The 22457-nt window shown below is 71.8% G+C and carries 23 protein-coding genes; 17 read left to right on the top strand and 6 right to left on the bottom strand.

Going from position 1 to position 22457, the window contains the following annotated elements:
- Position 1 precedes the first annotated feature (1 nt).
- Complete coding sequence (locus QRT03_RS27210) at positions 2-238, bottom strand: hypothetical protein (RefSeq protein ID WP_286056288.1); 237 nt, start codon at positions 236-238, stop codon at positions 2-4.
- A 573-nt stretch (positions 239-811) separates the two neighbouring features.
- Between QRT03_RS27210 and QRT03_RS27205 the strand changes: the two genes are divergently transcribed.
- Positions 812-988, top strand: a complete 177-nt coding sequence (locus QRT03_RS27205; RefSeq protein WP_286056287.1) for an RGCVC family protein — start codon at positions 812-814, stop codon at positions 986-988.
- A gap of 107 nt (positions 989-1095) precedes the next feature.
- Here the strand turns inward: QRT03_RS27205 and QRT03_RS27200 are convergent, their stop codons facing one another.
- Complete coding sequence (locus QRT03_RS27200) at positions 1096-2091, bottom strand: LLM class flavin-dependent oxidoreductase (RefSeq protein WP_286056286.1); 996 nt, start codon at positions 2089-2091, stop codon at positions 1096-1098.
- 9 nt (positions 2092-2100) lie between these two features.
- Complete coding sequence (locus tag QRT03_RS27195; protein WP_286056284.1) at positions 2101-3102, bottom strand: glycoside hydrolase family 6 protein; 1002 nt, start codon at positions 3100-3102, stop codon at positions 2101-2103.
- 50 nt (positions 3103-3152) lie between these two features.
- Here QRT03_RS27195 and QRT03_RS27190 point away from each other — a divergent pair, with 50 nt between their 5' ends.
- Both QRT03_RS27190 and QRT03_RS27185 read left to right on the top strand, forming a co-directional pair.
- Positions 3153-3734 (top strand): sugar O-acetyltransferase, encoded by a 582-nt coding sequence (locus tag QRT03_RS27190; RefSeq protein WP_286056283.1) that lies wholly within the window; start codon positions 3153-3155, stop codon positions 3732-3734.
- The gene (locus QRT03_RS27185; RefSeq protein WP_286056282.1) at positions 3731-4282 is read left to right on the top strand and encodes a TetR/AcrR family transcriptional regulator; all 552 of its coding nucleotides are present in this window, start codon (positions 3731-3733) and stop codon (positions 4280-4282) included. The genes QRT03_RS27190 and QRT03_RS27185 overlap by 4 nt, the downstream gene beginning before the upstream one ends.
- Before the next feature lie 350 nt (positions 4283-4632).
- On the opposite strand, the gene QRT03_RS27180 is transcribed toward QRT03_RS27185, so the two are convergent.
- The gene (locus tag QRT03_RS27180; protein WP_286056281.1) at positions 4633-5622 is read right to left on the bottom strand and encodes a LysR family transcriptional regulator; all 990 of its coding nucleotides are present in this window, start codon (positions 5620-5622) and stop codon (positions 4633-4635) included.
- 97 nt (positions 5623-5719) lie between these two features.
- Here QRT03_RS27180 and QRT03_RS27175 point away from each other — a divergent pair, with 97 nt between their 5' ends.
- From QRT03_RS27175 to QRT03_RS27150, 6 genes are all read left to right on the top strand, one after another.
- Positions 5720-7429 carry an FAD-dependent monooxygenase gene (locus QRT03_RS27175; protein ID WP_286056280.1) on the top strand — a complete coding sequence of 570 codons (1710 nt, stop codon included), beginning with the start codon at positions 5720-5722 and terminating at the stop codon, positions 7427-7429.
- Positions 7430-7438: 9 nt separating this feature from the next.
- Positions 7439-8497, top strand: coding sequence for an ABC transporter substrate-binding protein (locus QRT03_RS27170; RefSeq protein ID WP_286056279.1), 1059 nt, complete (start codon positions 7439-7441; stop codon positions 8495-8497).
- A 35-nt stretch (positions 8498-8532) separates the two neighbouring features.
- Complete coding sequence (locus QRT03_RS27165; RefSeq protein WP_286056278.1) at positions 8533-9318, top strand: ABC transporter permease; 786 nt, start codon at positions 8533-8535, stop codon at positions 9316-9318.
- On the top strand, positions 9315-10097 hold the full coding sequence (locus QRT03_RS27160) for an ABC transporter ATP-binding protein (protein WP_286056277.1): 783 nt from the start codon (positions 9315-9317) through the stop codon (positions 10095-10097). The genes QRT03_RS27165 and QRT03_RS27160 overlap by 4 nt, the downstream gene beginning before the upstream one ends.
- Positions 10098-10248: 151 nt before the next feature.
- Complete coding sequence (locus tag QRT03_RS27155) at positions 10249-11187, top strand: 3-carboxyethylcatechol 2,3-dioxygenase (RefSeq protein ID WP_286056276.1); 939 nt, start codon at positions 10249-10251, stop codon at positions 11185-11187.
- Positions 11188-11227: 40 nt separating this feature from the next.
- Complete coding sequence (locus tag QRT03_RS27150) at positions 11228-12094, top strand: alpha/beta fold hydrolase (protein ID WP_286056275.1); 867 nt, start codon at positions 11228-11230, stop codon at positions 12092-12094.
- 109 nt (positions 12095-12203) lie between these two features.
- Here QRT03_RS27150 and QRT03_RS27145 read toward each other — a convergent pair whose 3' ends face one another.
- Positions 12204-12941, bottom strand: coding sequence for a TetR/AcrR family transcriptional regulator (locus QRT03_RS27145; protein ID WP_286056274.1), 738 nt, complete (start codon positions 12939-12941; stop codon positions 12204-12206).
- Between the two features lie 91 nt (positions 12942-13032).
- On the opposite strand from QRT03_RS27145, the gene mhpA reads away from it, so the two are divergent.
- Genes mhpA through QRT03_RS27125 form a run of 4 tightly spaced genes read left to right on the top strand, consistent with a single transcriptional unit; the run spans position 13033 to position 17769 of the window.
- The gene (mhpA, locus tag QRT03_RS27140; RefSeq protein ID WP_286056273.1) at positions 13033-14622 is read left to right on the top strand and encodes a bifunctional 3-(3-hydroxy-phenyl)propionate/3-hydroxycinnamic acid hydroxylase MhpA; all 1590 of its coding nucleotides are present in this window, start codon (positions 13033-13035) and stop codon (positions 14620-14622) included.
- 44 nt (positions 14623-14666) lie between these two features.
- Positions 14667-15560: an alpha/beta fold hydrolase gene (locus QRT03_RS27135; protein WP_286056272.1), complete on the top strand. Its 894-nt coding sequence runs from the start codon at positions 14667-14669 to the stop codon at positions 15558-15560.
- A complete protein-coding gene (locus tag QRT03_RS27130; RefSeq protein ID WP_286056271.1) occupies positions 15557-16678 on the top strand; it encodes a VOC family protein in 1122 nt (373 codons plus the stop codon). Before QRT03_RS27135 ends, QRT03_RS27130 begins: the two co-directional genes overlap by 4 nt.
- Before the next feature lie 35 nt (positions 16679-16713).
- Complete coding sequence (locus QRT03_RS27125; protein WP_286056270.1) at positions 16714-17769, top strand: amidohydrolase family protein; 1056 nt, start codon at positions 16714-16716, stop codon at positions 17767-17769.
- Between the two features lie 105 nt (positions 17770-17874).
- On the opposite strand, the gene QRT03_RS27120 is transcribed toward QRT03_RS27125, so the two are convergent.
- Entirely contained in the window at positions 17875-18468 is a 594-nt protein-coding gene (locus QRT03_RS27120) for a TetR/AcrR family transcriptional regulator (RefSeq protein ID WP_286056269.1), read from the bottom strand.
- A gap of 116 nt (positions 18469-18584) precedes the next feature.
- Between QRT03_RS27120 and QRT03_RS27115 the strand changes: the two genes are divergently transcribed.
- The 4 genes from QRT03_RS27115 to QRT03_RS27100 all read left to right on the top strand — a co-directional run bounded on the left by QRT03_RS27115 (position 18585) and on the right by QRT03_RS27100 (position 22287).
- The gene (locus tag QRT03_RS27115; protein WP_286056268.1) at positions 18585-19769 is read left to right on the top strand and encodes a cytochrome P450; all 1185 of its coding nucleotides are present in this window, start codon (positions 18585-18587) and stop codon (positions 19767-19769) included.
- Entirely contained in the window at positions 19766-20731 is a 966-nt protein-coding gene (locus QRT03_RS27110; protein WP_286056267.1) for an MBL fold metallo-hydrolase, read from the top strand. Before QRT03_RS27115 ends, QRT03_RS27110 begins: the two co-directional genes overlap by 4 nt.
- Positions 20731-21657, top strand: a complete 927-nt coding sequence (locus QRT03_RS27105) for a fumarylacetoacetate hydrolase family protein (RefSeq protein WP_286056266.1) — start codon at positions 20731-20733, stop codon at positions 21655-21657. Before QRT03_RS27110 ends, QRT03_RS27105 begins: the two co-directional genes overlap by 1 nt.
- 168 nt (positions 21658-21825) lie before the next feature.
- The gene (locus QRT03_RS27100) at positions 21826-22287 is read left to right on the top strand and encodes a carboxymuconolactone decarboxylase family protein (protein WP_286056265.1); all 462 of its coding nucleotides are present in this window, start codon (positions 21826-21828) and stop codon (positions 22285-22287) included.
- The last annotated feature ends 170 nt before the right edge of the window (positions 22288-22457 follow it).

Genomic DNA, 22457 nt, shown 5'->3' with positions numbered 1-22457 from the left:
CTCATCGCCGACCCGGGATCGGTGGCTCGAACTGGGTGAAGTCGCCGATCGCGGGACCGGACAGTCCGGCGGCCGAGTGGAGTCCGAGCATGTCGAGCAGTTCACGGCAGTCCTCGACATTCCTGCTCCGGGCTGCCACCACCCGGACCGCCAGGCGCCGTGCCGCCGCCGAGGCGGCGGCCTCGTCCGCCGGGTTCCGGGCCGGTTCGGTCGAGGTGAAGCGGGGCCGGGCGCTCACGCCGCGCCGCCCCGGGGGAGCACGGCGGTGGCCGGGGATGGTCCGTCCTGCCGTCGTGGGCCGTGCGTGTCGTCGTCCGGTCCCGTCATCGCGGGCGCCCCGTCCCAGGCCGACGAGCGGCCGGTATGGCAGTTCTGGCGAGGAGGACCGGCGTGGACACCGGTCGATGACGCCCCGACATCGTCAGGGTACGCCCTCACGGAGGTGAGAACGGTGCTCGCGGGCAGGGGGCCGTCCGCCGGTCCTCATGTCCGCGGTCGTCCGACCCGGCCGACGCGCGGCCCGGGGCGGCCGGCGTGCAGGGCGTAGCGTGCAGGGCACCGAGGGTTCTCCGCACGCCGGCGTTCAGGCCGTCGTCGTCGTCGGCGCAGTCCTCGTTCGGTCGGCCGATCGGAGACGGGAGTGCCGGCGTGAGACGTCCCGAGCTCGATCTTCCCGACTGGGCGGCACGGGTGTCGCCCGTGCGGGATCACCAGCCCGGGCCGGCGCGATCACGGACAGCCGACACCCTCCGCCGGAGTCCCGTGGGCGATTCATGCCCCCAGGGATCCGTCGGCCGACGACAGGGGCCTGATGAAGCACGAGTCGACGCCCGGCACGAACGAGGACGCACCGACCACCGACCCGACGTGCGCGATGTGTCCGCATCCATGGTCAGAACACGATGCACTCGGGCGCCGCTTCTGCACCGCCACGCAGGTGGGGGTGTGGTCGCGCGGGTGCATCTGCACCCCACCGACCCGACGCTGACCCCGCGAGGTGTCCGCGCGCGACCGCGGGCGCGCCGAGTGAGACAGCCTCGACGTGGTGGAATGCGGCGCCCCGACGCGCTCGCCTCCGTGCGGTCGCTCCTCGCCTCAGCGCTCGTGAGCAGGACCGGTTCGTCTGCGGAGCTCGGCGGTGATCACCCCGGCGGCGGAGACGGCCGTGTGTTCCTCGCCGGGCGGCGGGATGAGCACGACGGTGTCGGGACCGCTCACCCCGAGCCTCTTGATCGCGTCGGCGGAGTCGGTGGTGCTGCCGTGCACGACCAGCGCGTCGACCGTCGGGTCGTCGAGCAGCTCGGTGCGGGCGGGCTCGTCGGGCGCGTCGAGCAGGGCGTCGGTCCGGGTCGGGCCGAGGAGAGGCACGAGGTGCGGGCGGTTGACCGGGGTGAGCGTGCGCGCGAGCAGGGCGCGGGCCCGCGGTCGGGTATCCCGGACGTCGCTGCCGGGCAGGAACCAGCTGTAGGCCACGAGACGGTGTCCGTCGCGTGCGGCCGAGGCCAGGTACGGCGCGGACACGGGCTCGGCGAGGATCGTGCCGTCGGCGCGGCGCGCGGCGAGCTCGACCGAGCGGGGCCCCCGGACGCCGGCCAGCACCGGCGGCACGACCGACGGCGGGAACGCCAGCTCGACGTCCTCGAGCTGCACGTAGCGTCCGGCACGGGTGATCCGTTCACCGCGCAACAGGGCGCGCAGCGCCTCGAGGGTCTCGTCGAGCAGGGTCAGGGGTGAGTCCGGCTCGGCGCCGACCTGCCCGAGCCAGTCGAGCATTCCGTGCCCGACCCCGAACTCGAGCCGGCCCGGGTACAGCGCGGCCAGGGTGGCGACCTCCATGGCCAGGTAGGCCACGTTGCGCACGGCCGCGGGCACGATCCCGACCCCGACGACGATCCGGCTCGTCGCGGCGAGCGCGGTGGCGGCCGTGGCGATGCCGCCGCCGAAGAACGCGTCCTCGACGACCCAGAGCTGATCGATTCCCGCGGACTCGCTCGCCCGGGCGAAGTCGACGAGGTCACCCGCGGGCAATCGGCAGGGGAACATCACTCCCGTCTGCGGACCCGGGGCGGAGTGGCTGCCGTCGATGGTCACCCCGGGGCCTCAGCTCGCCGCTCGATTGCGGACGAGGTCGAGGGCGTAGTCCGGCATGAACTGGCCGGAGGCGGGGTTGCCGCGGCAGGTGCCGTCCGAGTCGCCCGGCTCCTTGATCCACAGGAACGCAGCGATGCGGGGGTCGCCGGTGTCGCGGGTGGGGTTCGAGCCCAGTGCGCGTCCCGGCGGGTTGCACCACGTCGGCTGCTCGGGGCCTCCGTAGGTGCCGTTGCCGTTGCGACCGGTGTCGATGACGAAGCGGCTGCCGGGGAGCCGGTCGGCGATGGCGCGTCCGTAGGCGGCGACGTCCTCGGTGGCGTTGAAGTTGGCCACGTTGAGCGCGAATCCCTCGGCATCCGCCACCCCGGAGCTGCGCAGGCCGGCCGCGAGCTGGTCGACGTCGCGGATGAAGCCGGGGTTGCCGGCGTCGATGTAGACCTCGGCGCCGGCGGCGGCGAGCCGCTGGGAGGCGTAGGCCAGGAGGGCCTCCCGGCCTTCCTGGCGGCCCTGGCCCTCGCAGTCGGCGAGCGTCTGGGCGAGGGCGTCGGGTTCGACGATGACGACGGCGGGACGTCCCTCGAGGCCGGAGGCCATGTCGTCGACCCAGCGCCGGTACTCGGCCTCGTCGTCGGCGCCGCCCTGGGAGAACAGGCCACAGTCGCGGTTGGGGATGTTGTAGGCGACCAGCACGGGAACGTCCCCGGTGCGGCCGGCCCGGGTGGTGACGTCGCGGGTCAGGTCCCCCGGGTCGGACCAGTCGCCGACCCAGATCGGCAGGGGCTGCGAGGAGAGGGCGGCGAGGTCGTCGGCGTCCCGCGTACGTCCCTGGTCGCGCCACTGCTGCACCTGGCGGGCGGAGGCACTGTCCGGATCGACCCAGAAGGACGAGGCGGCGGGCGCTGCCGACGGCGGGCCGTCCTCCTCAGCTGCGGTGGTGCACCCGGCGAGGGCGGCGACGGAGACGAGAGCGGCGATGGTGAGAAGGGCGGGTCGGCGTCGTCGGGTGCGCACGGCGGTGCCTCCGGCACGGTGGGGGAGCGGCGATGCGTACGATCGTACGGATGACTGTGGACCACTTCTCCGGGGACCCTCGGACCCAGCGTGAGCGGATGCTCGCGGGGGACCTCTACATCGCCGACGACCCGGAGAACGCCCGCCTCGCGCAGCGCGCGATGGCACTCGCCGAGCAGTACCGGCAGGCGGCCGCCGACGACCTGGACGCAGCGCGGCCGATCCTGGTCGAGCTGCTCGGTGAGCTGGGGGAGGGTGCGGTGGTGAAGCCGCCGCTGTACGTCGACTACGGCGAGCACGTCGCGATCGGCCCGCGGACGTTCGCGAACTACGGTCTGGTCGCCCTCGACGTCGCCTCGATCAGCATCGGCGCGGACTGCCAGATCGGCCCGAACGTCCAGCTGCTGACCCCGACCCACCCGACCGACCCCGGCCCGCGTCGGGACAAGCTCGAAGCCGCGCGGCCCATCGTCATCGAGGACAACGTCTGGCTCGGGGGCGGTGTGATCGTGTGCCCGGGCGTGCGCATCGGGGAGAACAGTGTCATCGGGGCCGGGGCGGTGGTCACCAGGGACGTGCCGGCGAACGTGGTCGCGGTGGGCAACCCGGCACGCGTGGTCCGGTCCCTGTGAGCGAGCCACGCGCTCGGCGTCACGACCCGGAACGTCGGGACCGGATCGTCGAGGCCTGCCTGGACGTGCTGGCCGAGGTCGGGGTCGCGGGGACCTCGCACCGCCGGGTCGCGGCCGCCGCCGACGTGCCGCTCGGCTCCATGACCTACCACTTCACCGGGATGTCCGAACTGCTCCACGAGGCGTTCGATCGCCTCGCGCGGACGGTGTCGGCGAGGTTCGACGAGCAACTCGCCGCCGCCGGGGACCAGGACTCCGCGCGGAAGGCCCTCGTCGCGTTCATCGACCACGACATCCTCAGCGACCCGCGGGAGCTCGTCCTCAGCCACGAGCTGTACACCCTCGCCGCCCGCGCCCCCGCCTACCGCGACATCACGCACGCCTGGATGGCGGCCAGCCGTCGGTCCCTGCGGCGGCACTTCGATCCACTCACCGCCCGACTGCTCGACGCTCTCGTCGAGGGTCTCTCGATCCACCGCGCCCTCGACCTCGAGGCCCCCACGCCGGGGGCGACGGATGAAGCCATCCGCCGCATGCTCAGGGCGTAGGAGCTCGTCCCGCCGGCCAGAACGCCTGCAGCTCACAGGCCCAGGTCGTCAGTCCGACAGCGACGTTGGATAGATCAGGATGTGTGCGGCGGAGGCGCCGAATGAGATGCGCAGATCGAATTGCCAACACCAGCGTGCGCTGGCGGGTGGAGCCGACCCGGAGTCGCGTCGAGGTGGCGCACCATCAGCATCTGTGCTGCTCAGCGACTCCGGATGTAGCGATCTCGTCCTGTGGCGGTCCGGCGTCGGCCCTGGCGTGACGTGAGCGGTACCCGAAGCGGGCACCGTTGCGACGCCCGCCGGCCCGGTCGCCGGGGTGCTGCCCGCCGATGACATTCCGTCACGTCGCTTCAGCCCTCGTGGAGAAGCTCGGGCACCTCGGAGAGGATCCGTTCCCGAAGCCGCGCCTGCACCGGACTGAGCCGCTTACCGACGCGCGTGACGAGATAGAGCCTGTCCCGGCGCAGCGGGCCTTCCACACGGACCTCGCGCAGGTCCCCTCGCTCGATGTCGGCGCGCACCGAGACCGACCAGAGCAGGGCCACACCCAGACCGGCGGCGACCGCCTGCTTGATCGCCTCGGCGCTGCCGAGCTCGAGCTCGACCCGCCGGTCGACCACCCCGAGCTCGGCGAGCGCCGCGTCCTGGCTGCGCCGGATCGCCAGTCCCGCCGGCGGGGTCACGAAGGGCAGCTGGGAGAGCTCGCCGACGGTCACCGACGCGCCCACTGAGGTGTCCCCGACGGCGGCGACGAGGACGAACCTGGGCTCGCCGAGCTTCGTCGCGGTATAGGCCCGGGAGTCGAGCACGGCGTCGGTGCCGACCACACAGAAATCGGCGCGGCCGCTCTGGGTCATCTCCAGCGCCGCCTCCACCGAGGAGTTGGTCGCGGTGACCCGGACGTCGGGATGGTCGCGGCGGAAGTCGATCAGGACCGGCGTGAGCAGGCTGTTGCCCGCGGACATGCTCGCCGCGACCGCGACGCTGCCCCAGGTCCCGGCCGCGATCTGATGCAGGGACTGGGCCAGCTCGCGGCGTCCACGCAGCACTTCCAGTGCCCAGCGGTGCACGTGCACGCCGGCCTCGGTCAAGGTGATCCCGCGTCCGTCGCGTTCGAACAGACGGGCCCCGAGCCGACGCTCGAGCGAGCGGACGTGGGAAGTCACCACGGGCTGGGAGACGAACAGCTCGGCAGCCGCCTTGCCGACACCGCCGTGCGCCACGACCGCGCACAGCACGTGCAGTTTCTGCAGGGAGAAGTTGTCATCGAGTCCGTCCAGCTCGCCGCCCTCGTCCGCGGCCGCCACCGCCGACCTGTCCATCCGGTCGAGCCTCGCCATCTGGTGCACCTCGTCCCCAATTGATAGCTGCAAGGCTATGAGAGAGCGCGAGAAGATGAAATAGACCTATGGCAGATCGCTTTCTAGCGTTCTCGTCATGAGCTGCACCACACAGGAGGGCGTGTCGCCCGACACCACTCAGGGGCGGGTCGTCGTGGTGGGGGCCGGTCCGGTCGGAATGACCCTCGCGCTCGACCTCGCCCGCCGCGGCACCCCCGTCGTGGTCCTCGACGCCTCACCGGTAACCACCGCCAACCCGCGCTGCAACACCACGAACGCGCGATCGATGGAGTACTTCCGCCGGCTGGGGCTCGCCGAGGAGATCCGCCGCGCCGGTCTGCCCGCCGACCACGCGACCGACGTCGTCTACTGCACCAGCATGACCGGTCCGGAGCTGACCCGTTTCCCGTTCTCCTCGAGCCGCGAGGTTCTCGACGGCACCGCCCACGAGCTGGCGGAGTGGCCGTCCCCGGAGCCCCAGCATCGCATCTCTCAGATATTCCTCGAGCCGATCCTGGACCGCGCGCTGCAGGAGTCCACGATCGCGGAACTGCGGCGGGGACACCGCGTCGAGGCGGTCCACGACGGGCAGGACGAGGTCACCGTCGAGGTCCGCGAGGTCGCCACCGGCGAGACCTACCGCATCTCCGCGGCCTACGTCGTCGGCTGCGACGGCGGGGCGAGCCTGGTCCGCCGATCCATCGGCGCCCGCCTCGAAGGCGACAGCGAGGCGAGCGAGCGACGGCACTCGGTCTACTTCCGCTCCCCGGACCTCGCCTCCCACCTCGGGACCCGGCCCGGCTGGATGTACTGGTGGTTCGGCCCCACCTACCGCGGAAGCGTGGTCGTGCTCGACGGCCGCGAGCTGTTCCTGTGCCACGCCCGCGTTCCGCACGGCGCCGACCCCGCCGCCGTGGATACCGAGCAGGTCCTCGCCGAGAGCCTCGGCGGCCAGTTCGACATCGAGACCCTGAGCGTCGTGCCCTGGACCGCCCGGCGCCTGGTCGCCGACCGCTTCCACTCCGGTCGGGTCCTGCTCGCCGGCGACGCCGCCCATCTGTGGCTGCCGCTGGGCGGCTTCGGCATGAACACCGGCATCGCCGACGCGATGTCCCTGTCCTGGCGGCTGCACGCGGTCCTTCGCGGCTGGGCCGGCACCCGGGTCCTCGACGACTACGAGGTCGAACGACGCTCGGTGGGCGAGGCGACCAGCCGCGCCGCCCTCAAGATCGACGGTGACATGAGCGGTGTCGGACGCGACCCCGCGCTGCGCGAACCGGGGCCCCGAGGCGACGCGTTGCGCGCCGAGGTCGGCGCCAGGATCCAACAGGTCGACCGCCAGCAGTGGTTCAGCCAGGGCGTCCAGTTCGGGGCCCGCTACGTCGGCTCGCCCGGGGTCGTCGAGGCCCCCTCCGACGAGCACGGCGAGACCTCGGCCATCGCGGCCATCGACCAGTACCGCCCCTCGGTCGACGCCGGCGCCCGCGTCCCGCACCACTGGCGTCCCGACGGCAGCTCGCTCTACGACCAGCTCGGCGACGACTTCACCCTGATCACTCGCGGCGCGACCGCCGCCGACGTCGAACCGCTGCGCGCGGCAGCCGCCGAACTCGGCGTCCCGCTGAGCTGGCTCGACCTCGAAGAGACCGTCGACGAACTGACCTACCGTGACCGCCGCTTCGTTCTGGTCCGCCCCGATCACGTCGTCGCCTGGAGCTCCGCGACCCCACCGACCGACCCCGGGGTCCTGCTGGACTCCCTGCTCGGGCGCCGCACGGCGCCCGAGTCCCGACTGCGGACCGCTTGACTCAGGAGGATGACGATGTTCGCAACGACGCGACCCCGCCGCCGCGGGCTCGCCCGATCCACAGCGGCCGCGGCGCTGCTGCTCGCCGTGGGGCTGACCCTGAGCGCCTGCGGCGGCGGACAGTCCGGGGACCCGCGCGAGATCGTGGTCGCCGAGCAGTCCAAGGCCGGCATGACCACCGGGCTCTACCCCCACCTCGCCGAAGAACTGGGCTACTTCGCCCAGGAAGGCATCAAGGTCAAGAACTACGTCAACGTCACCAAGGGCTCCGACGCCATCAGCGGAATGCAGTCCGGGGCGGTGCAGATCAGCCACATCGGCGCCGACGGGGTCGCCGCAGCGTCCAAGGGCGCCGCGGTCGTCGGGCTGGCCGCCGAGATGGACGCCTCGATCTGGACCGTCGCCTCGAACCCCCAGATCACCTCCTGGGACCAGCTGCGCGGCAAGACCATCGCGCTGGGCAGCACCAACGACATCACCCGCGTGGTGTTCGACCAGCTCGCCCGCTCCGCGGGTCTCGACCCCGCCAGGGACCTGACCTACGTCGCGCTCGGCGCGACCCCGCAGCGCATCGCCGCCGTCCAGAACGGACAGGCCGCCGCCACCCTGGCGACCTACCCGCCAGTGCAGATCCCCATCGCCTCCGGCGCGGTCCACGACCTGGGCTTCGCGCCCCCCGGCGCCGCGCTCCCGCAGCTGATGACCACCGACATCGAGGCCTCCCGCACCTGGGCGCAGGCCAACCCCGACGTCGCCGCCGGCTACCTGCGCGCGATCAAGCGCGCGGTCGACTTCGTCCGCAACCCCGCGAACGCCGACCAGGCCACCGCGATGATCGCCAAGCTCAGCGACACCACCCCGGAAGCGGTTCGGGCCGGGCTGGAGAAGTACTTCTACAACCCGGCGATCCAGAACGCCTACTTCCCAGCCGACCTGCGCCACGCTCCCGGCGTCTTCGACGCCACGGTGCGCGCCTACACCGAGCTCGGACTCATGTCCAAGCCCATCACCGAGGGCGAGTACATGGACTACTCCTACCTCGAGAAGGCCGGAGGAACCGCACAGTGACCACCACGATGAGCGAACCCGGCACGGTCACCGACGTGCCCACCCGAACCCGCCGGACCTCACCGGCTCGCCGCGCCGCCCTGCGCACGCCCTACGGCGTCATCTCCATCGTCGCGGGTCTGCTGCTCTGGGAACTGCTCGTCCGCGTCTTCGAACCGAACCCGCTGGTCATCGTGGCACCGAGCACCATCGCGGCCACCCTGTGGGAGCTGTTCCGGACCGGCAGCATCTGGCCGGACCTGATCGTGAGCATGCAAGGCTTCGCGATCGGCTACGTCCTCGCCGCGGTCGTCGCCATCGCCCTCGGGCTGGCCATCGGGGCCAGCACCATCCTCTACCGCTGGACCAACCCGTGGGTCAACGCCCTCTACGCGACCCCGATCATCGGCCTCGCCCCTCTGATGATCATCATCTTCGGGTTCGGGCTGCAGTCCAAGGTCGCGGTGGTCATCGCCCTGGTCATCTTCCCGATCCTGATCAACACCGTGGCCGGGGCGCGGGCAGTCAGCACCGACTACCGCGAACTCGCGGTCGTCTACCAGGCCTCGCGGTTCGAGACCTTCACCAAGGTGCTCTTCCCCGGCGCCCTGCCCTTCATCCTGACCGGGCTGCGCCTGGCCGTGGGCCGCGGCCTGATCGGCGTCGTCGTCGCCGACCTGTTCGGGGCGTCCTCCGGGCTCGGCCTGAACCTGCAGCAGTCCGCGCAGTCCTTCGACACCCCGAACATCTTCGCCGTCACCGTCCTGCTCGCCTTCCTCGGCATCGTCCTGACCGGCGTCATCGAGTTCTTCGAGCACCGCGCCCACCGGGGGATGAAATGACCAGCACCGCCATCGAGAACGCCCTGGTCATCAACGGGGTCGACAAGACCTTCGGCGCCACCGACCGTCCCGCGGTCCTGCAGGACGTGTCACTGCAGCTCGCGCGCGGGGAGTTCCTCGCCGTCGTCGGCCCCTCGGGCTGCGGGAAGACCACCCTGCTGCGCATCATCCAGGGTCTCGAGACCGCCACCAGCGGAACCGTCGAACTCCCCAGCACCACCGGTGCCGCGCCGAGGCTGTCCTACGTCTTCCAGCGCTCCTCACTGCTGCCCTGGTTCTCGGTGCGCAAGAACGTCGCCTTCGGTATCTCGCTCAAGGCCGGCCGCGACGTCCACGGCTCCAAGGTCGCCCGCGACCGCGCCGTCGACGAACTGCTCGAGCTCACCGGGCTCTCTCCCTACGCCGACTACCTGCCCAACCAGATCTCCGGCGGCATGCAGCAGCGGGTCAACGTGGCCCGCGCGCTGGCCGTCCGACCCGACGTCCTGCTGCTCGACGAACCCTTCAGCGCGCTCGACGCCCTGACCCGGGAGCGTCTGCAGGTCGACATCTGCGCGATCCTGGAGAACCTCGGCACCACCGCGGTCCTGGTCACCCACGACATCCGCGAGGCGGTGTTCATGGCCGACCGCGTCGCGATCATGTCCGCGCACCCCGGCACGGTGCGCCAGATCGTCGAGATCGACGAACCACGCCCGCGTACGGTCGCCTTCCAGCACAGCCCGGAGCTGGCCGAGGTCGAACGATCGATCTGGCGCCGCCTGCACCCCACAGTCTGACCGCCGGTGCTCGGCGGGCGGCATGCGACCACAACGCCGCCGCCCGCCAGAGCCCTGGAGAACAACCTTCCCGTCCTGGTCGCTCCGGGAGCGTGCGGTGTCGTCGCGCGCCCCGGCGTCGCCCGCACCGCCGTGCCCGAGAGGAACAGCCATGTTGATCGGCCTGGTCGGCACCTCGCACTCGCCGTTGATGACCGTCAACGACCCGGCTCCCGACGTGCGCGCCGCCGTCGACCGAGAGTTCGAGCAGGCGCGGGCGTTCGTCGCCTCCAGCGCACCCGACCTCGTCGTGGTCTTCACTCCCGACCACTACAACGGGGTCTTCTACGACATGATGCCGCCGTTCTGCATCGGGCAGGCCGCCCAGGCCGTGGGCGACTACGGCACCGAAGCCGGACCGCTCGACGTTCCCGCCGATACCTCCCGCGCCCTCGCCCAGCACGTCCTGGACGCCGAGATCGACGTTGCGATCTCTGAGCGCATGCACGTCGATCACGGCTGCGCCCAGCCCCTCGGGCTGCTCTTCGGCTCCATCGCCGCGGTCCCGACGATCCCGGTGTTCATCAACGCGGTCGCGACCCCGATCGGGCCTGCCGCCCGCGCCCGCCGCCTCGGCAGCGCCATCGGCACCTACCTCGACCAACTCGACGAGCGGGTCCTGCTCGTCGCCTCCGGAGGGCTGTCCCACGACCCGCCGGTACCCGAGCTGCAGGGCGCCGCGCCCGAGGTCGCCGAACGGTTGATCGCCGGGCGCAACCCCACCACCCAGGAACGGGCCGCGCGCGAACGCCGCGTCCGCCAGACCGGACTCGACCTCGCGGCCGGCACCGCCACCATCGCCCCCCTCAACCCTGACTGGGACGACCAGTTCCTCGACCTGCTCGCCGAGCAACGTCTCGGCGAGATCGACGGCTGGAGCAACCAGTGGTGCGTCGAGCAGGCCGGGCACTCCTCCCACGAGGTCCGCACCTGGATCGCCGCGTACGCCGCCCTCGCCGTGCACGGCCCGTACGAGATGCGCTCCCGGTTCTACCGGGCCATCCCCGAGTGGATCGCGGGCTTCGCACTGACCACGGCGGTCCCCCGCTGACCGACCAACCCGACGCCCACCCCACGACCCCGGGAGAACCATGAGCACGCCGACCGCCACGCACGCCCCGACCGAGGCGGACACGATCCGGTTCGCGCAGACGAAGTCCTGGCGGCTGCGCTACAACGAGGCCGGCAGCGGCCACCCGGTACTGCTGCTGCACGGCAGCGGCCCCGGCGCGACCGGCTGGAGCAACTACCACCTCAACATCCCGGCGCTCGCCGAGAGGTTCCGCGTCATCGCCTGGGACGCCCCAGGGTGGGGCCAGTCGGACGCAGCGCCCTCCGCCGAGTACGACCACCCGGCCGCCGTCATCGAACTGCTCGACGAACTGGGCATCGAGAAGGCAGCGCTGGTCGGCAACTCGATGGGCGGCATGGTCGCCGTCGCCGTCGCCGCGCGCTACCCCGACCGCGTCTCCCACCTGATCACCATGGGCAGCGGCAGCTTCCCCGACGTCCCCCCGCTGTTCGGGCCGGGGGACGGTCCCTCCGAGGGCCTCAAGATCCTCATCGAGGGGTACCGCAACCCGACCCCCGCCACCATGATGCGGCTCGTCCAGATCATGACCTTCGCCCCGGAGTTCGCCACCGAGGAACTGGCCGCGATGCGTGCGGAAGCGGCGTCGGCCCGGCCCGACCACCTCGAGAACTTCCTCGAGGGGCTGCCCACCGGCGGTGCGGTGTCCCGGCCGGTGGACCCCGCGGAGGTCCGGGGCATCACCGCCCCGACGATGCTCGTCCACGGCCGTGACGACCGCGTCGTGCACCACGAACACTCGCTGCGGCTGCTCTCGATGATTCCCGATGCGCGGCTGGTCCTGTTCAACCGCTGCGGGCACTGGGCCCAGATCGAACACGCCGCCGAGTTCAACCGACTGGTCAGCAGCTTCGTCGCGGAGAGCTGAGCCCCCGGCCCCTCACACCGGCGACCGAGGAATCGTGCGTACGTCTCGGCCGCGGTCCGCTCGCGGCCACGTCTGCGGGCGACCGGGCCGGTACTGCGCCTGGCACGGATCAGGGCAGGTGTTGCCGTCGACGGGCGCGGAAACGGGCCACGGAGTCGATCAGGGCATGGGCGTGCATTTCGAACATCGCTGGAAGGTCGACGGAGTCGCCCCCGACCTCGCGGGAGATGAACAGGCCATCGGCGGCGGCGAGGGCGTAGGCCACCAGCAGTGCGACCTCGTCGGGTAGGAGGTCGGGAGCGAGTTCCTCGACCGCGGCGACGAGTCGCTCGTGAGCGACCTGCCGGACCCGGAGGAACACGGTGCGGGCCCGAGGTTCCTCGGGTCGTCGTTCGAGTGCGAGCATCAGTCCCAGGCGCAGGAAGTCGGGGGATTCGAGCAGGGCGTCGGCGACCCGGGCGGCCATGCCCAGGGCCTTGTCCTCGGCGATGGTCGCCGGGTCGGCGGCGGCCTCTGGCGGCTCTGCGGACTCGGGCAGGCTCATCGCAGACAGCCACGTGTCGAAGCTGCGCTCGATGACCGCCGCGATCAGTTCGTCCTTGTTCTCGAAGTGCCAGTAGATCGAGCTGGCTGGCAGCCCGGCCCGGGCGCTGACCAGGTTGATGCTGGTGCCCTCGTAGCCGCGCTCGCCGGCGATCTCGACCGTCGCGTCGAGGATCCGGCGCCTGGACTCCTCGCCGTTGGCTCGTCGCTGACGGCTGCTGCGCTCGCTGACCACCACGTCGCCTTCCCTCCTGCCTGATCGTCGTTCGAGCGTACGGACGCCGCCGTGCGTCGTGGCCCTCACACTCGCCTCCCGTAGTGAACGCTACAGTAATCGTGTAGCGTCCACTCCAGTAAGCGGTGCCGGACGGTGCTTCGAGTGGAGGCAGCAGGCTATGAGTAGCGAGACCGCGACACGGTCGGCGCGCGAGGCGACGCGGGAGGTCGACGTCGCGATCGTGGGATACGGGCCGGTCGGAGCGACCGCGGCGAACCTGCTGGGCGTCGAGGGGCTCTCGGTGGTCGTGATCGAACGGGAGCCCTCGATCTACTCCCGGGCCCGCGCGATCTCCACCGACGAGGAGGTGATGCGGGCCTGGCAACGGACCGGGCTCGCGGACGCCCTCGAGGCCGACATGCTCCCGGAGAAGCCGATCGACTTCGTGGACTCCGACGGGCGGTCGTTCCTCAACTTCACCCCGCGCACCCGCGGCAACGGACATCCGCCGCAGCTGTTCATCTACCAGCCCGCGGTGGAGGAGACCCTGCGCCGCGGGGTGAAGCGCTACCCGAACGTCGAGGTCTGGCTCGGGCAGGAGTGTTTCCGCATCGTGCAGGGCCCGGAGTCGGTCGAGCTGCTGGTCGCCGACCTGGACGGTGGCGCCCTGCGTCGTCTGCGGGCCCGCTATGTCATCGCTGCCGACGGCGGGTCGAGCCCGACCCGCGCGCAGCTCGGGGTCGGATTCGAGGGCCGCACGTACGAGGACCGCTGGTTGGTCATCGACACCGAAGTCCTGCGCGAATGGCCCGAGCACGACCGGCTGCGCTTCCACTGCGACCCGCAACGACCGGCCGTGGACTGCCCCACCCCACTGGGTCACCACCGCTGGGAGTTCCCCGTTCTTCCCGGGGAGGACGAAGCAGAACTCGCGACGGACGCCTCGGTGTGGTCGCTGCTCGCGGGCCACGGAATCACCGAGGAGCACGTCCGGCTGCTGCGCGCCGTGGTCTACAGCCACCACGTCCGCTTCGCCACCCGGTGGCGCTCGGGGAGGGTGTTCCTCGCCGGCGACGCCGCCCACGTCATGCCGCCCTGGATCGGGGAGGGCATGGCCTCCGGGGTCCGCGACGCGGCCAACCTGTGCTGGAAGCTCGCTGCGGTGCTGCGCGGCGAGCTCCCGGAGTCCGCGCTCGAGAGCTACGAGACCGAACGCCAGCCGCACGTCCGCGAGATGACCAGCTGGGCGGTGCGCGCCGGCATGCTCATCACCCAACGCCGAGCCGCTCTCGCCTGGGTGCGCAACCACGTGTTCCGGGCCGCGATGCGGCTGCCCGGCCTCGGGTCCTGGCTGCGCGAGGGGAGCTGGTTCCCCGACCCGCACTACCGCGAGGGGCTGCTCGCGCAGGACGCGCACCCCGCGGTCGGCTGGCTGCCGCCGCAGCCCTGGGTCCTCGACGGCGAGGGACGCCGCGCGCGTCTCGACGATGCCCTGGGACGCGGCTGGGTTCTGCTGCGCCCGCCGTCGGAGAACACCCGCCGCGACGAGAGCGCCTGGCAGGACGCCGGCGCCCGCCCGGTCGTCCTGCTGCCCGCGGGCAGCGAACCGCGTCCCGGCGCGGTCGTCGACATCGACAACCAGCTCGTGGCCTGGATGCATGAGCACCGTGCGGCCTCGCTCGTGCTGCGGCCGGACGGCTTCGTCCACAGCGCCGCGCCCGCCGGGCATGCGCTCCCTGCCCCGCCCTGGGCACGGCGCGCCGCCTGAGCACGCACCGCCGAGCACTCACCCGTTCCCGAGAGGACCATCCGATGAGCACGCCGACGATGTCGGAGAAGACCCTGTCGCTGACCGTGCGCGGTCCCGGCGGCGGCCGTGGCGAGACCGAGGTCTTCGTCGCCGAGACCGGCGACGGGCCGCCGGTGCTGCTGCTGCACGGCGGCGGTCCCGGGGCCTCCGGCGTGTCGAACTACGTCCGCAACATCGAGGCCCTCGCGGCCGGGCACCGCGTGATCGTGCCGGACCTGCCCGGCTACGGCCGGTCCCGCAAGCACATCGACCAGTCCGACCCCTTCGGCTACCTCGCCGACGCCGTCCGCGGCGTCCTCGACGCCCTCGGCCTCGAACGGGCCCATCTGGTCGGCAACTCCTACGGCGGGTCGGCCGCGCTGCGCCTGGCCCTCGACACCCCGCAGCGGGTCGACCGTCTCGTGCTCATGGGACCCGGCGGGATCGGCACCACCCGCGCCCTCCCGACGCCCGGCCTCAACGCCCTGCTCAACTACTACCGGGGCACCGGACCCTCCCGGGCCAAGCTCGAGGAGTTCATCCGCGAACACCTCGTGTTCGATCCCTCCACGGTGCCCGCCGAAGCCATCGAGGCCCGCTACCAGGCCAGCATCGATCCCGAGGTCGTCGCCGACCCGCCGCTTCGTCGACCGTCGGGTCCCGGTGCGCTGCGCACTTTGTGGCGCATGGATCTCACCCGCGACCGTCGTCTGGCCGAGCTGCACACCCCGACCCTGGTCGTCTGGGGCGCCGAGGACCGCGTCAACCGGCCCTCCGGGGGCACCACGCTGGCGGACACGATGCCGCAGGCGACCCTGCTGCAGTTCGCCCGCACCGGGCACTGGGTCCAGTTCGAACAGGCCGCCATGTTCAACCACGTCGTGCGCGGCTTCCTCGACGAAGGGCAGGACCGGTGAGCACGACGTCCCTGCCCGGCCACGACGTCGAACCCGACGGGCTCCCCACGCCACCGGCGTCGGTGTTCGGCCGGGTCCACCTCGGCTACCTCGTCATCGAAACCCAGCGCATGACCGACTGGCGGCGCTTCGGGGTCGACGCCGTCGGGATGCACGCCGACGAACTCGACCGCGACACCCTCCGCTTCCGGATGGACGAGCACGCCTGCCGGTTCCTGCTCGAGCGCGGGCCCGCCGAGGACGTCACCACCATCGGCTGGCAACTCGACGATCACGACACCTTCGACCGCGTCATCGACCGCGTTCGCGGCGCCGGCGTCCCAACTGCCGAGGGCACCGCCGAGCAGGCCGCCCGGCGCGGCGTCGAGCGTCTGCTGCGCTTCCCCGGACCCAAGGGCATCACCCAGGAGGTGTTCACCCGCCCGGTGCTCGACGAGGCCCCGCCGGTCATGCGGACCAGCCGCTTCGTCACCGGAGAAGGCGGCATGGGCCACGTCGCTCTGACCTCAACCAATCCCGCCGGACTGCGCGGCTACTACGACACCCTGTTCGACGCACGGCTCTCGGACTACATCGACGAGACCATCAGCGGGGTCATACTGAAGATCCGATTTCTGCGGGTCAACGAACGTCACCACTCGATCGCAGTGGCCTCCACCCAGGGCGTGCGCCTCGATCCCATCCGCACCCGCGTCCAGCACCTCAACGTCCAGGTCGCCGAGCTCGACGACATGGTCGGCGCCTACCAGCGGATCAAGGAACTCGGCTTCGGCGTGGCACTGGCCGTCGGCCAGCACACCAACGACCGGGAGCTGTCCTTCTACGCCCAGACCCCCTCGGGCTTCGAATGGGAGGTCGGCTGGAACCCCCTCGTCGTCGACGAGAAGACCTGGGAGCCCGTGACCCACCGGGGCATCAGCGTGTGGGGGCACACCCCGGTGGGGCAGACAGTGATCGACAAATTGAACCAGTTCCGGCTGGGCCTCGGCTCGCTGATCCGCGAGGAGGAGGTCGTCCTGCCCCTGGCCGGCGCCGGGATCGAGGACTACGTCCGCGAGGTCGCCCCCTCCGCCGGGCGCGCCCAGCCCGGTCGCCCCGGCTTCACCGGCCTCGGCTGACCACCATCACTGCACCGGACGAGGAGGTCCACCCCATGGCCGACACCGGGCGCATCGACGTCCACCAACACCTGCTGCCCCGCGACTACGTCGCGGCCCTCGAGCGGCACGGGATCGCCGAGGCCGGCGGCCGGGCCCTGCCCGACTGGAGCCCGCAGAGCGCACTGGCGATGATGGACGACCACCACATCGCCACCGGCATCCTCTCGCTGTCCACCCCCGGCACCCACCTCGGGGACCGCGCCGAGGCCCGCGACCTCACTACGCGACTCAACGACCACCACGCCGAACTGGTCAAGGAACACCCCGACCGCTTCGGCATGTTCGCCGCGGTCCCGCTGCCCGACGTCGACCTCGCCCTCGAAGCCATCGCGCACGCCGACGACGACCTGCACGCCGACGGCGTCGTGCTCCTGGCCAACCACCAGGGCACCTATCTCGGCGACCACGCCTTCGACCCCGTCATCGACGAACTCGCCCGCCGCAACATGGTCGTGTTCATCCACCCCGCCGAATTGCCGGCCCCCGCGGTCGACGGCATCCCGCCCTTCGCCGCGGACTTCCTGCTCGACACCACCCGCGCCGCCTACCTGCTCGTGCGCAACGGCGTCGTCGACCGACACCCCGACCTTCGGATGATCCTTTCCCACGCCGGGGGCTTCGTGCCCTACGCCTCGCACCGCATGGCCGTCGCCATCGCCGGGGACACCGGACGCAGCCCCCGCGACGTCCTCGACGACTTCCGCGCCTTCTACTACGACACCGCTCTCTCCGGCAGCCCCGCCGCGCTGCCCTCACTGCTCGCGTTCGCCCGCCCCGACCACGTCCTCTACGGCAGCGACTGGCCGTTCGCTCCCGCCAGCGCGGTCACGTACTTCACCGGCGGCCTCGACGAGCACCTCACCCACAGCCCGTTCGGGCAATCGATCTCCGCCACGATCGACCACGACAACGCCGCCCCGCTCTTCCCGCGCCTCGGCCTCGCAGCACGCGTCACCGTGGCTGACAACCGACTCGCTCGCCTGCGCGACACCGTCAAGAGCAGCATCGTGCGGACCGCCGTCGGCCTCATCGACCCCGCCCGGCAGTGACTGTCGCGATGAACCCCGAGCCCACGCCGAGCGTTGCAGGCCAAGCCGTCGCCCTCGCCCGCGACGTCGCGGTCGCCAGGTGCTCGTCGGGGTGTCGTCGTCGACTCAGTGATCGACGAAGGAGCCGGCGAGTCCTCGGATGACGAGATCGACGGCGACGTCCAGCTCGCGGAGGAACGCCCCGGGCGGTGGGCTGTCGTCGCGGATCCAGCGCCACAGGACCCCGAGGTAGACGTCGTAGAGAATCTCCGCGGCGACGTCGAGCCGCGTGACCGTCTCCGGGGACTCGTCGGCGAGCCAGGCCCGGAGCTCCTGGGCCATGGGAGTGCGGTGGAAGACCGGACCGCCGGCGTAGAGGAAGCCGAGCAGCATCTCACGCGTCTCCACCGGCCGGTCCTCGGTGACCACCGCGAGCTCGTGGAAGTACACGCGCAGCCCGTCGAGCGGACCCTGCGGGCTCGCGGCCCGGACCGCCTCGGCCGCGCGGGCCCGTCGTCGACGGGCCCACTCGAGGGAGATGTCGCTCTTCGACGCGAAGTGGTTGAAGCAGCTGCGCCGGGACGTGCCGGCCCGGGCGGCGATGTCGTCGAAGGTCGCCACCTCGTATCCGCGCTCGGTGATCAGTGCGACGGCGGCCTCGTACAGCCGTTCCCGCGTGGCGAGCCGACGGCGGGTCCGTCCGTCGAGCGTCTCGACCACGCGCGCTCCTCGGTCCGGCGTCGGGTGCCTGGACATTGTTGCATCTCGATGCAAAAGTGTCGGCGACCACAAGATGCACCGAGATGCAGAAAGATCGCGAAGGAGCGCTCGCCGTGATGACCGCCAGCCCGCCCGTGGACCTCCCCCTCGACCCGTTCCTCCTCGAGCACCTCGACGATCCGTATCCGGTCTACGAGCGCCTCCGCGACGCCGGTCCGGTGGTGCACCTCGCGGACCGGGACCTGTGGGTGGTCGCGCGCTACGACTCCGTCTCGACCGTGCTGCGCAAGTACCGGCAGTTCGTGTCGGGGCGCGGCTCCAGCTACGTCCGGGTCGCCGCGTCCGGGTTCCGGGCCCCGTTCATCGACAACGACCCGCCGGCACACACCCGCATCCGTCGCTCGGTGCAGCAGCGTTTCGCGCGCAGCGCGATCGAGGAGATGCGACCCGACGTCCGGGAACCGACCGAGCGGCTCGTGGAGGCGGCGGTCGCGCAGGGCGAGGTCGACGTGGTGACCGCGCTGACCCAGCCGCTGCCGGACCTCGCCATCCGACGCCTCACCGGCATCACCCCGCCGAACACCGAGACGATCACGTCATGGGCCGACTCGGTGATGCACATGGTCGGACCCGACGCGGACCCCGTGCACATGGAGCGGGTCCTCGAGGCCGTCGGCTGGCTCGCCGAGCAGGGCCTGGCCGGGATGCCCGCCCACTGCCTCGGCCGGTTGATCATGGAGCAGGGCGGCGACACCGCGGACCTCGAGGATGGCGAGGAACGCCTCATGACCCTCGCGTCGATCTGGCTCGCCGGCATCGACTCGACCAACAGCCTGCTCGCCAACGCCGTCCACGCCTTCGCGCACTTCCCCGAGGCGTGGGAGGCCGTCCGCGACGACCCGACGCTCATCCCCAACGCGGTCGAGGAGGTGCTGCGGTGGGACTCGCCCTTCCGGCAGTTCTTCCGTCGCACCGTGGAGGAGGTCGAGATCGGCGGCGTCGTCATCCCGGCCGACGCCGACGTCTGCGCGATCCTCCCCGCGGCCAACCGGGACCCCGCGCGCTTCGCCGATCCGGACACCCTCGACATCGCGCGTCCCGACGCCCGGCAACACGTCGCGTTCGGCGCGTCGATCCACCTGTGCATCGGCGCCCCGGTGGCCCGACTGGAAGCCGCCGAGTTCCTCGGCGCCCTCGCTTCCCGGGTCCGTGCGTTCGAACTCGTCGGCACCCCGGTCCGCAATCCGAACCGGGAGATCCGCAACTTCACGTCGCTGCCGGTCCGGCTGGTGACGGCGTGAGCCCCGACTACCGCCGCGGCCTCCATGATCTCGGCGACGGCTGCCACGCCTGGCTGCTCCCCGACGGCAGCTGGGGGTGGAGCAACTCCGGTCTGATCACCGGCTCGGGCACCTCGCTCCTGGTCGACACGCTGTTCGACCTGGCGCTCACCGCCGAGATGCTCGAGGGCTTCCGCCCGGTCACCGACGCCCACCCGCTCGGCACCCTGGTCAACACCCACTCCGACGGCGACCACGTCTTCGGCAACCAGCTCGTGGCCGAGCGCGGCGTCGAGATCGTCTCCTCGCGGGCGGCAGCCGACCTCATGACCCAGGACCAGGTCGACGCCCTGGCGGCCGTGAAGCGCCTCGACGGCCCGGTCGGCGAGTTCACCCGCCACATCTTCGGCCCCTTCGACTTCGACGGGATCGTGGCGACCGGACCGGACCGCACCTTCGAGGGCGAGGAGACCCTCGACGTCGGCGGGCGCGAGGTGCGGCTCGTCCAGGTCGGGCCCGCGCACACGCCCGGCGACACGTTGGTCCACGTGCCCGACGCCCGTCTGCTCTTCGCCGGCGACATCCTGTTCGTCGGCGGCACCCCCGTCGTCTGGGCCGGACCCACCTCGCGGTGGATCGCCGCCTGCGAACGCATCCTCGACATGGACGTCGTCACGATCGTCCCCGGCCACGGACCCGTGACCGACAAGCGCGGGGTCGAGCCCGTCCGTGCCTACCTGCAGTTCGTGCAGGACGAGGCGGTCAAGCGCTTCGAGGACGGTCTCGACGTCGAGCAGGCCGTCGCCTCGATCGACCTCGGCCGGTTCGCGGGGCTCCCGGAGCACGGCCGGCTCGCCCAGAACGTCCTCAACGTCTACCAGGAACTCGACGCGTCGGTTCCCCGCCCCGACCGGCTCGACGTCCTCGGGCGCATCGCCGCCCTCGAGGGATTCACCCCGACCGCACCGCGAGGAGTCGCCTGATGCGCTGGATCACCTTCGCCGACGCCGCCGGGGACCGGGTCGGCCTGGTCGGCGACGACGGCGTCCACCCGCTCGAACCGGACATCACGCTGCTCGACCTGCTCGACGACGGGACGGACGCCCTCGCCACCGCGGCCTCCCGCGCCCGGACGTCGGCGCCGCTCCCACTCGACGACCTCGTGCTCCGCGCTCCGCTGCAGCCCCGCGCGCTGCGCGACTGCATCGGCTTCCTCCAGCACCTGCGCAACTGCCAGGGCGGGGTCGACATGCCCCTGAGCCCCCGCCACGCCGAGGTGCCTGGCTTCTACTTCTCCAACGCCGGCGCCGTGACCGGACCCCGCGACGACATTCCCGTGCCCCCGGGCTCGCAGCAGTTCGACTTCGAGCTCGAGGTCGCCGCCGTCATCGGCACCCCCGGGGTCTCCATCCCCAGGGAGAAGGCCGAGGACCACATCGCGGGCTACCTCGTCTACTGCGACTGGAGTGCCCGCGACCTCCAGATCGAGGAACGCGCGCTCCAGCTCGGCCCGGCCAAGGGCAAGGACGGCGCCAACTCGCTGGGGCCGATGCTCGTCACCCCGGACGAGATCAGCCACCGCCGGTCCGGCGAGGGCTTCGACCTCCGGATGACCGCCCACGTCAACGGGGACCTCGTGTCCGAGGGTCGGTGGAGCACCGTCGACTGGGGCTTCGCCGACATCGTCGCCTACGCCTCCCGGGGTGCCCGGCTCCGTCCGGGAGACGTCATCGGCTCGGGCACCGTGCCGACCGGGTGCCTCTTCGAGCACTTCGCGATGGACCCGGACCACTTCCGCGGCTGGCTCCGGCCCGGCGACGAGGTGGTCCTGGCCGTCGAGGAACTCGGCGAACTCCGACACCGTGTCGTCGCCGGCCAAGCGCTCAATCCGCTCCGCACCGGGTACTGACGACCGATGACCTCTCCGGACGGCGCGAACCACCGAGACGGCCTGCGAGGTGTGCCGGGGGCGACCGGTCCTCCTCGCTCTCCGCTGCGGCGACCCGACGAACTGACGCCCGAGCAGCACGCCCTGTACACCGCGATCGCCACCGGACCGCGAGCAGCACAGACCTCCATGCCGCTGGTCGACGCCGAGGGCAGGCTGCTGGGCCCGTTCGCCCTCATGCTCTTGGCGCCGGGCGTGGGGTCGGCCGTGCAACAGGTGGGCGCGACACTGCGCACCGGCACCGAGCTCTCGTCGCTGGGCCGGGAGCTCGCGATCCTCACCGTCGCCGCGCATCAGCGGTCGGCGTTCGAGTGGGAGGCCCACGAGCACGCCGCGCGTCAGGCCGGCGCCGACTCCGCGCAGCTCCAGGCGGTGCTCGACGGTGCCGTGCCGGACGGTCTGCCCGAGGTGGAGACCTGCGTCGCCCGAACCGCTCGGACCCTCGTCACGCTGCAGACGCTCCCCGACGACGACTACGACAGGGCCGTGGCGACGCTGGGCACCGCGTGCGTCGCAGAGCTGGTGTGGCTGGTCGGGTATTACGCCATGCTCGCGCTCGCCCTGGCAGCGCTCCGTCCGGGTTCGACATGATGGGGCTCGCGGAAACGTGGTCGAGGACGTCCAGGAGCCGCACCGGACAGGCCGGACTCGGTGATTTGCTCGACGCCCGGCACCCGACCAGGAGCGACGTAGTCGGCACGAAGAAGGCCCCGACCAACGGGTCAGGGCCTTCATGGGGTGTGCGCCGTCAGGGACTCGAA

The organism is Actinomycetospora termitidis, assembly GCF_030286555.1.
In the GTDB taxonomy this organism is placed as follows: Bacteria; Actinomycetota; Actinomycetes; order Mycobacteriales; family Pseudonocardiaceae; genus Actinomycetospora; species Actinomycetospora termitidis.
The sequence above is the reverse complement of the archived record's forward strand: the minus strand, read 5'-3'. Positions and strand labels throughout refer to the sequence as shown.

What these genes read in the sequence shown, in the direction of transcription:
- QRT03_RS27205 (WP_286056287.1), top strand. Translation starts at nt 812, where the DNA reads ATGAAGCACGAGTCGACGCCCGGCACGAACGAGGACGCACCGACCACC.
- QRT03_RS27190 (WP_286056283.1), top strand. Translation starts at nt 3,153, where the DNA reads ATGACTGTGGACCACTTCTCCGGGGACCCTCGGACCCAGCGTGAGCGG.
- QRT03_RS27180 (WP_286056281.1), bottom strand. Translation starts at nt 5,622, where the DNA reads ATGGCGAGGCTCGACCGGATGGACAGGTCGGCGGTGGCGGCCGCGGAC.
- QRT03_RS27175 (WP_286056280.1), top strand. Translation starts at nt 5,720, where the DNA reads ATGAGCTGCACCACACAGGAGGGCGTGTCGCCCGACACCACTCAGGGG.
- QRT03_RS27170 (WP_286056279.1), top strand. Translation starts at nt 7,439, where the DNA reads ATGACGATGTTCGCAACGACGCGACCCCGCCGCCGCGGGCTCGCCCGA.
- QRT03_RS27160 (WP_286056277.1), top strand. Translation starts at nt 9,315, where the DNA reads ATGACCAGCACCGCCATCGAGAACGCCCTGGTCATCAACGGGGTCGAC.
- QRT03_RS27155 (WP_286056276.1), top strand. Translation starts at nt 10,249, where the DNA reads ATGTTGATCGGCCTGGTCGGCACCTCGCACTCGCCGTTGATGACCGTC.
- QRT03_RS27150 (WP_286056275.1), top strand. Translation starts at nt 11,228, where the DNA reads ATGAGCACGCCGACCGCCACGCACGCCCCGACCGAGGCGGACACGATC.
- mhpA (WP_286056273.1), top strand. Translation starts at nt 13,033, where the DNA reads ATGAGTAGCGAGACCGCGACACGGTCGGCGCGCGAGGCGACGCGGGAG.
- QRT03_RS27135 (WP_286056272.1), top strand. Translation starts at nt 14,667, where the DNA reads ATGAGCACGCCGACGATGTCGGAGAAGACCCTGTCGCTGACCGTGCGC.
- QRT03_RS27125 (WP_286056270.1), top strand. Translation starts at nt 16,714, where the DNA reads ATGGCCGACACCGGGCGCATCGACGTCCACCAACACCTGCTGCCCCGC.
- QRT03_RS27115 (WP_286056268.1), top strand. Translation starts at nt 18,585, where the DNA reads ATGACCGCCAGCCCGCCCGTGGACCTCCCCCTCGACCCGTTCCTCCTC.
- QRT03_RS27105 (WP_286056266.1), top strand. Translation starts at nt 20,731, where the DNA reads ATGCGCTGGATCACCTTCGCCGACGCCGCCGGGGACCGGGTCGGCCTG.
- QRT03_RS27100 (WP_286056265.1), top strand. Translation starts at nt 21,826, where the DNA reads ATGCCGCTGGTCGACGCCGAGGGCAGGCTGCTGGGCCCGTTCGCCCTC.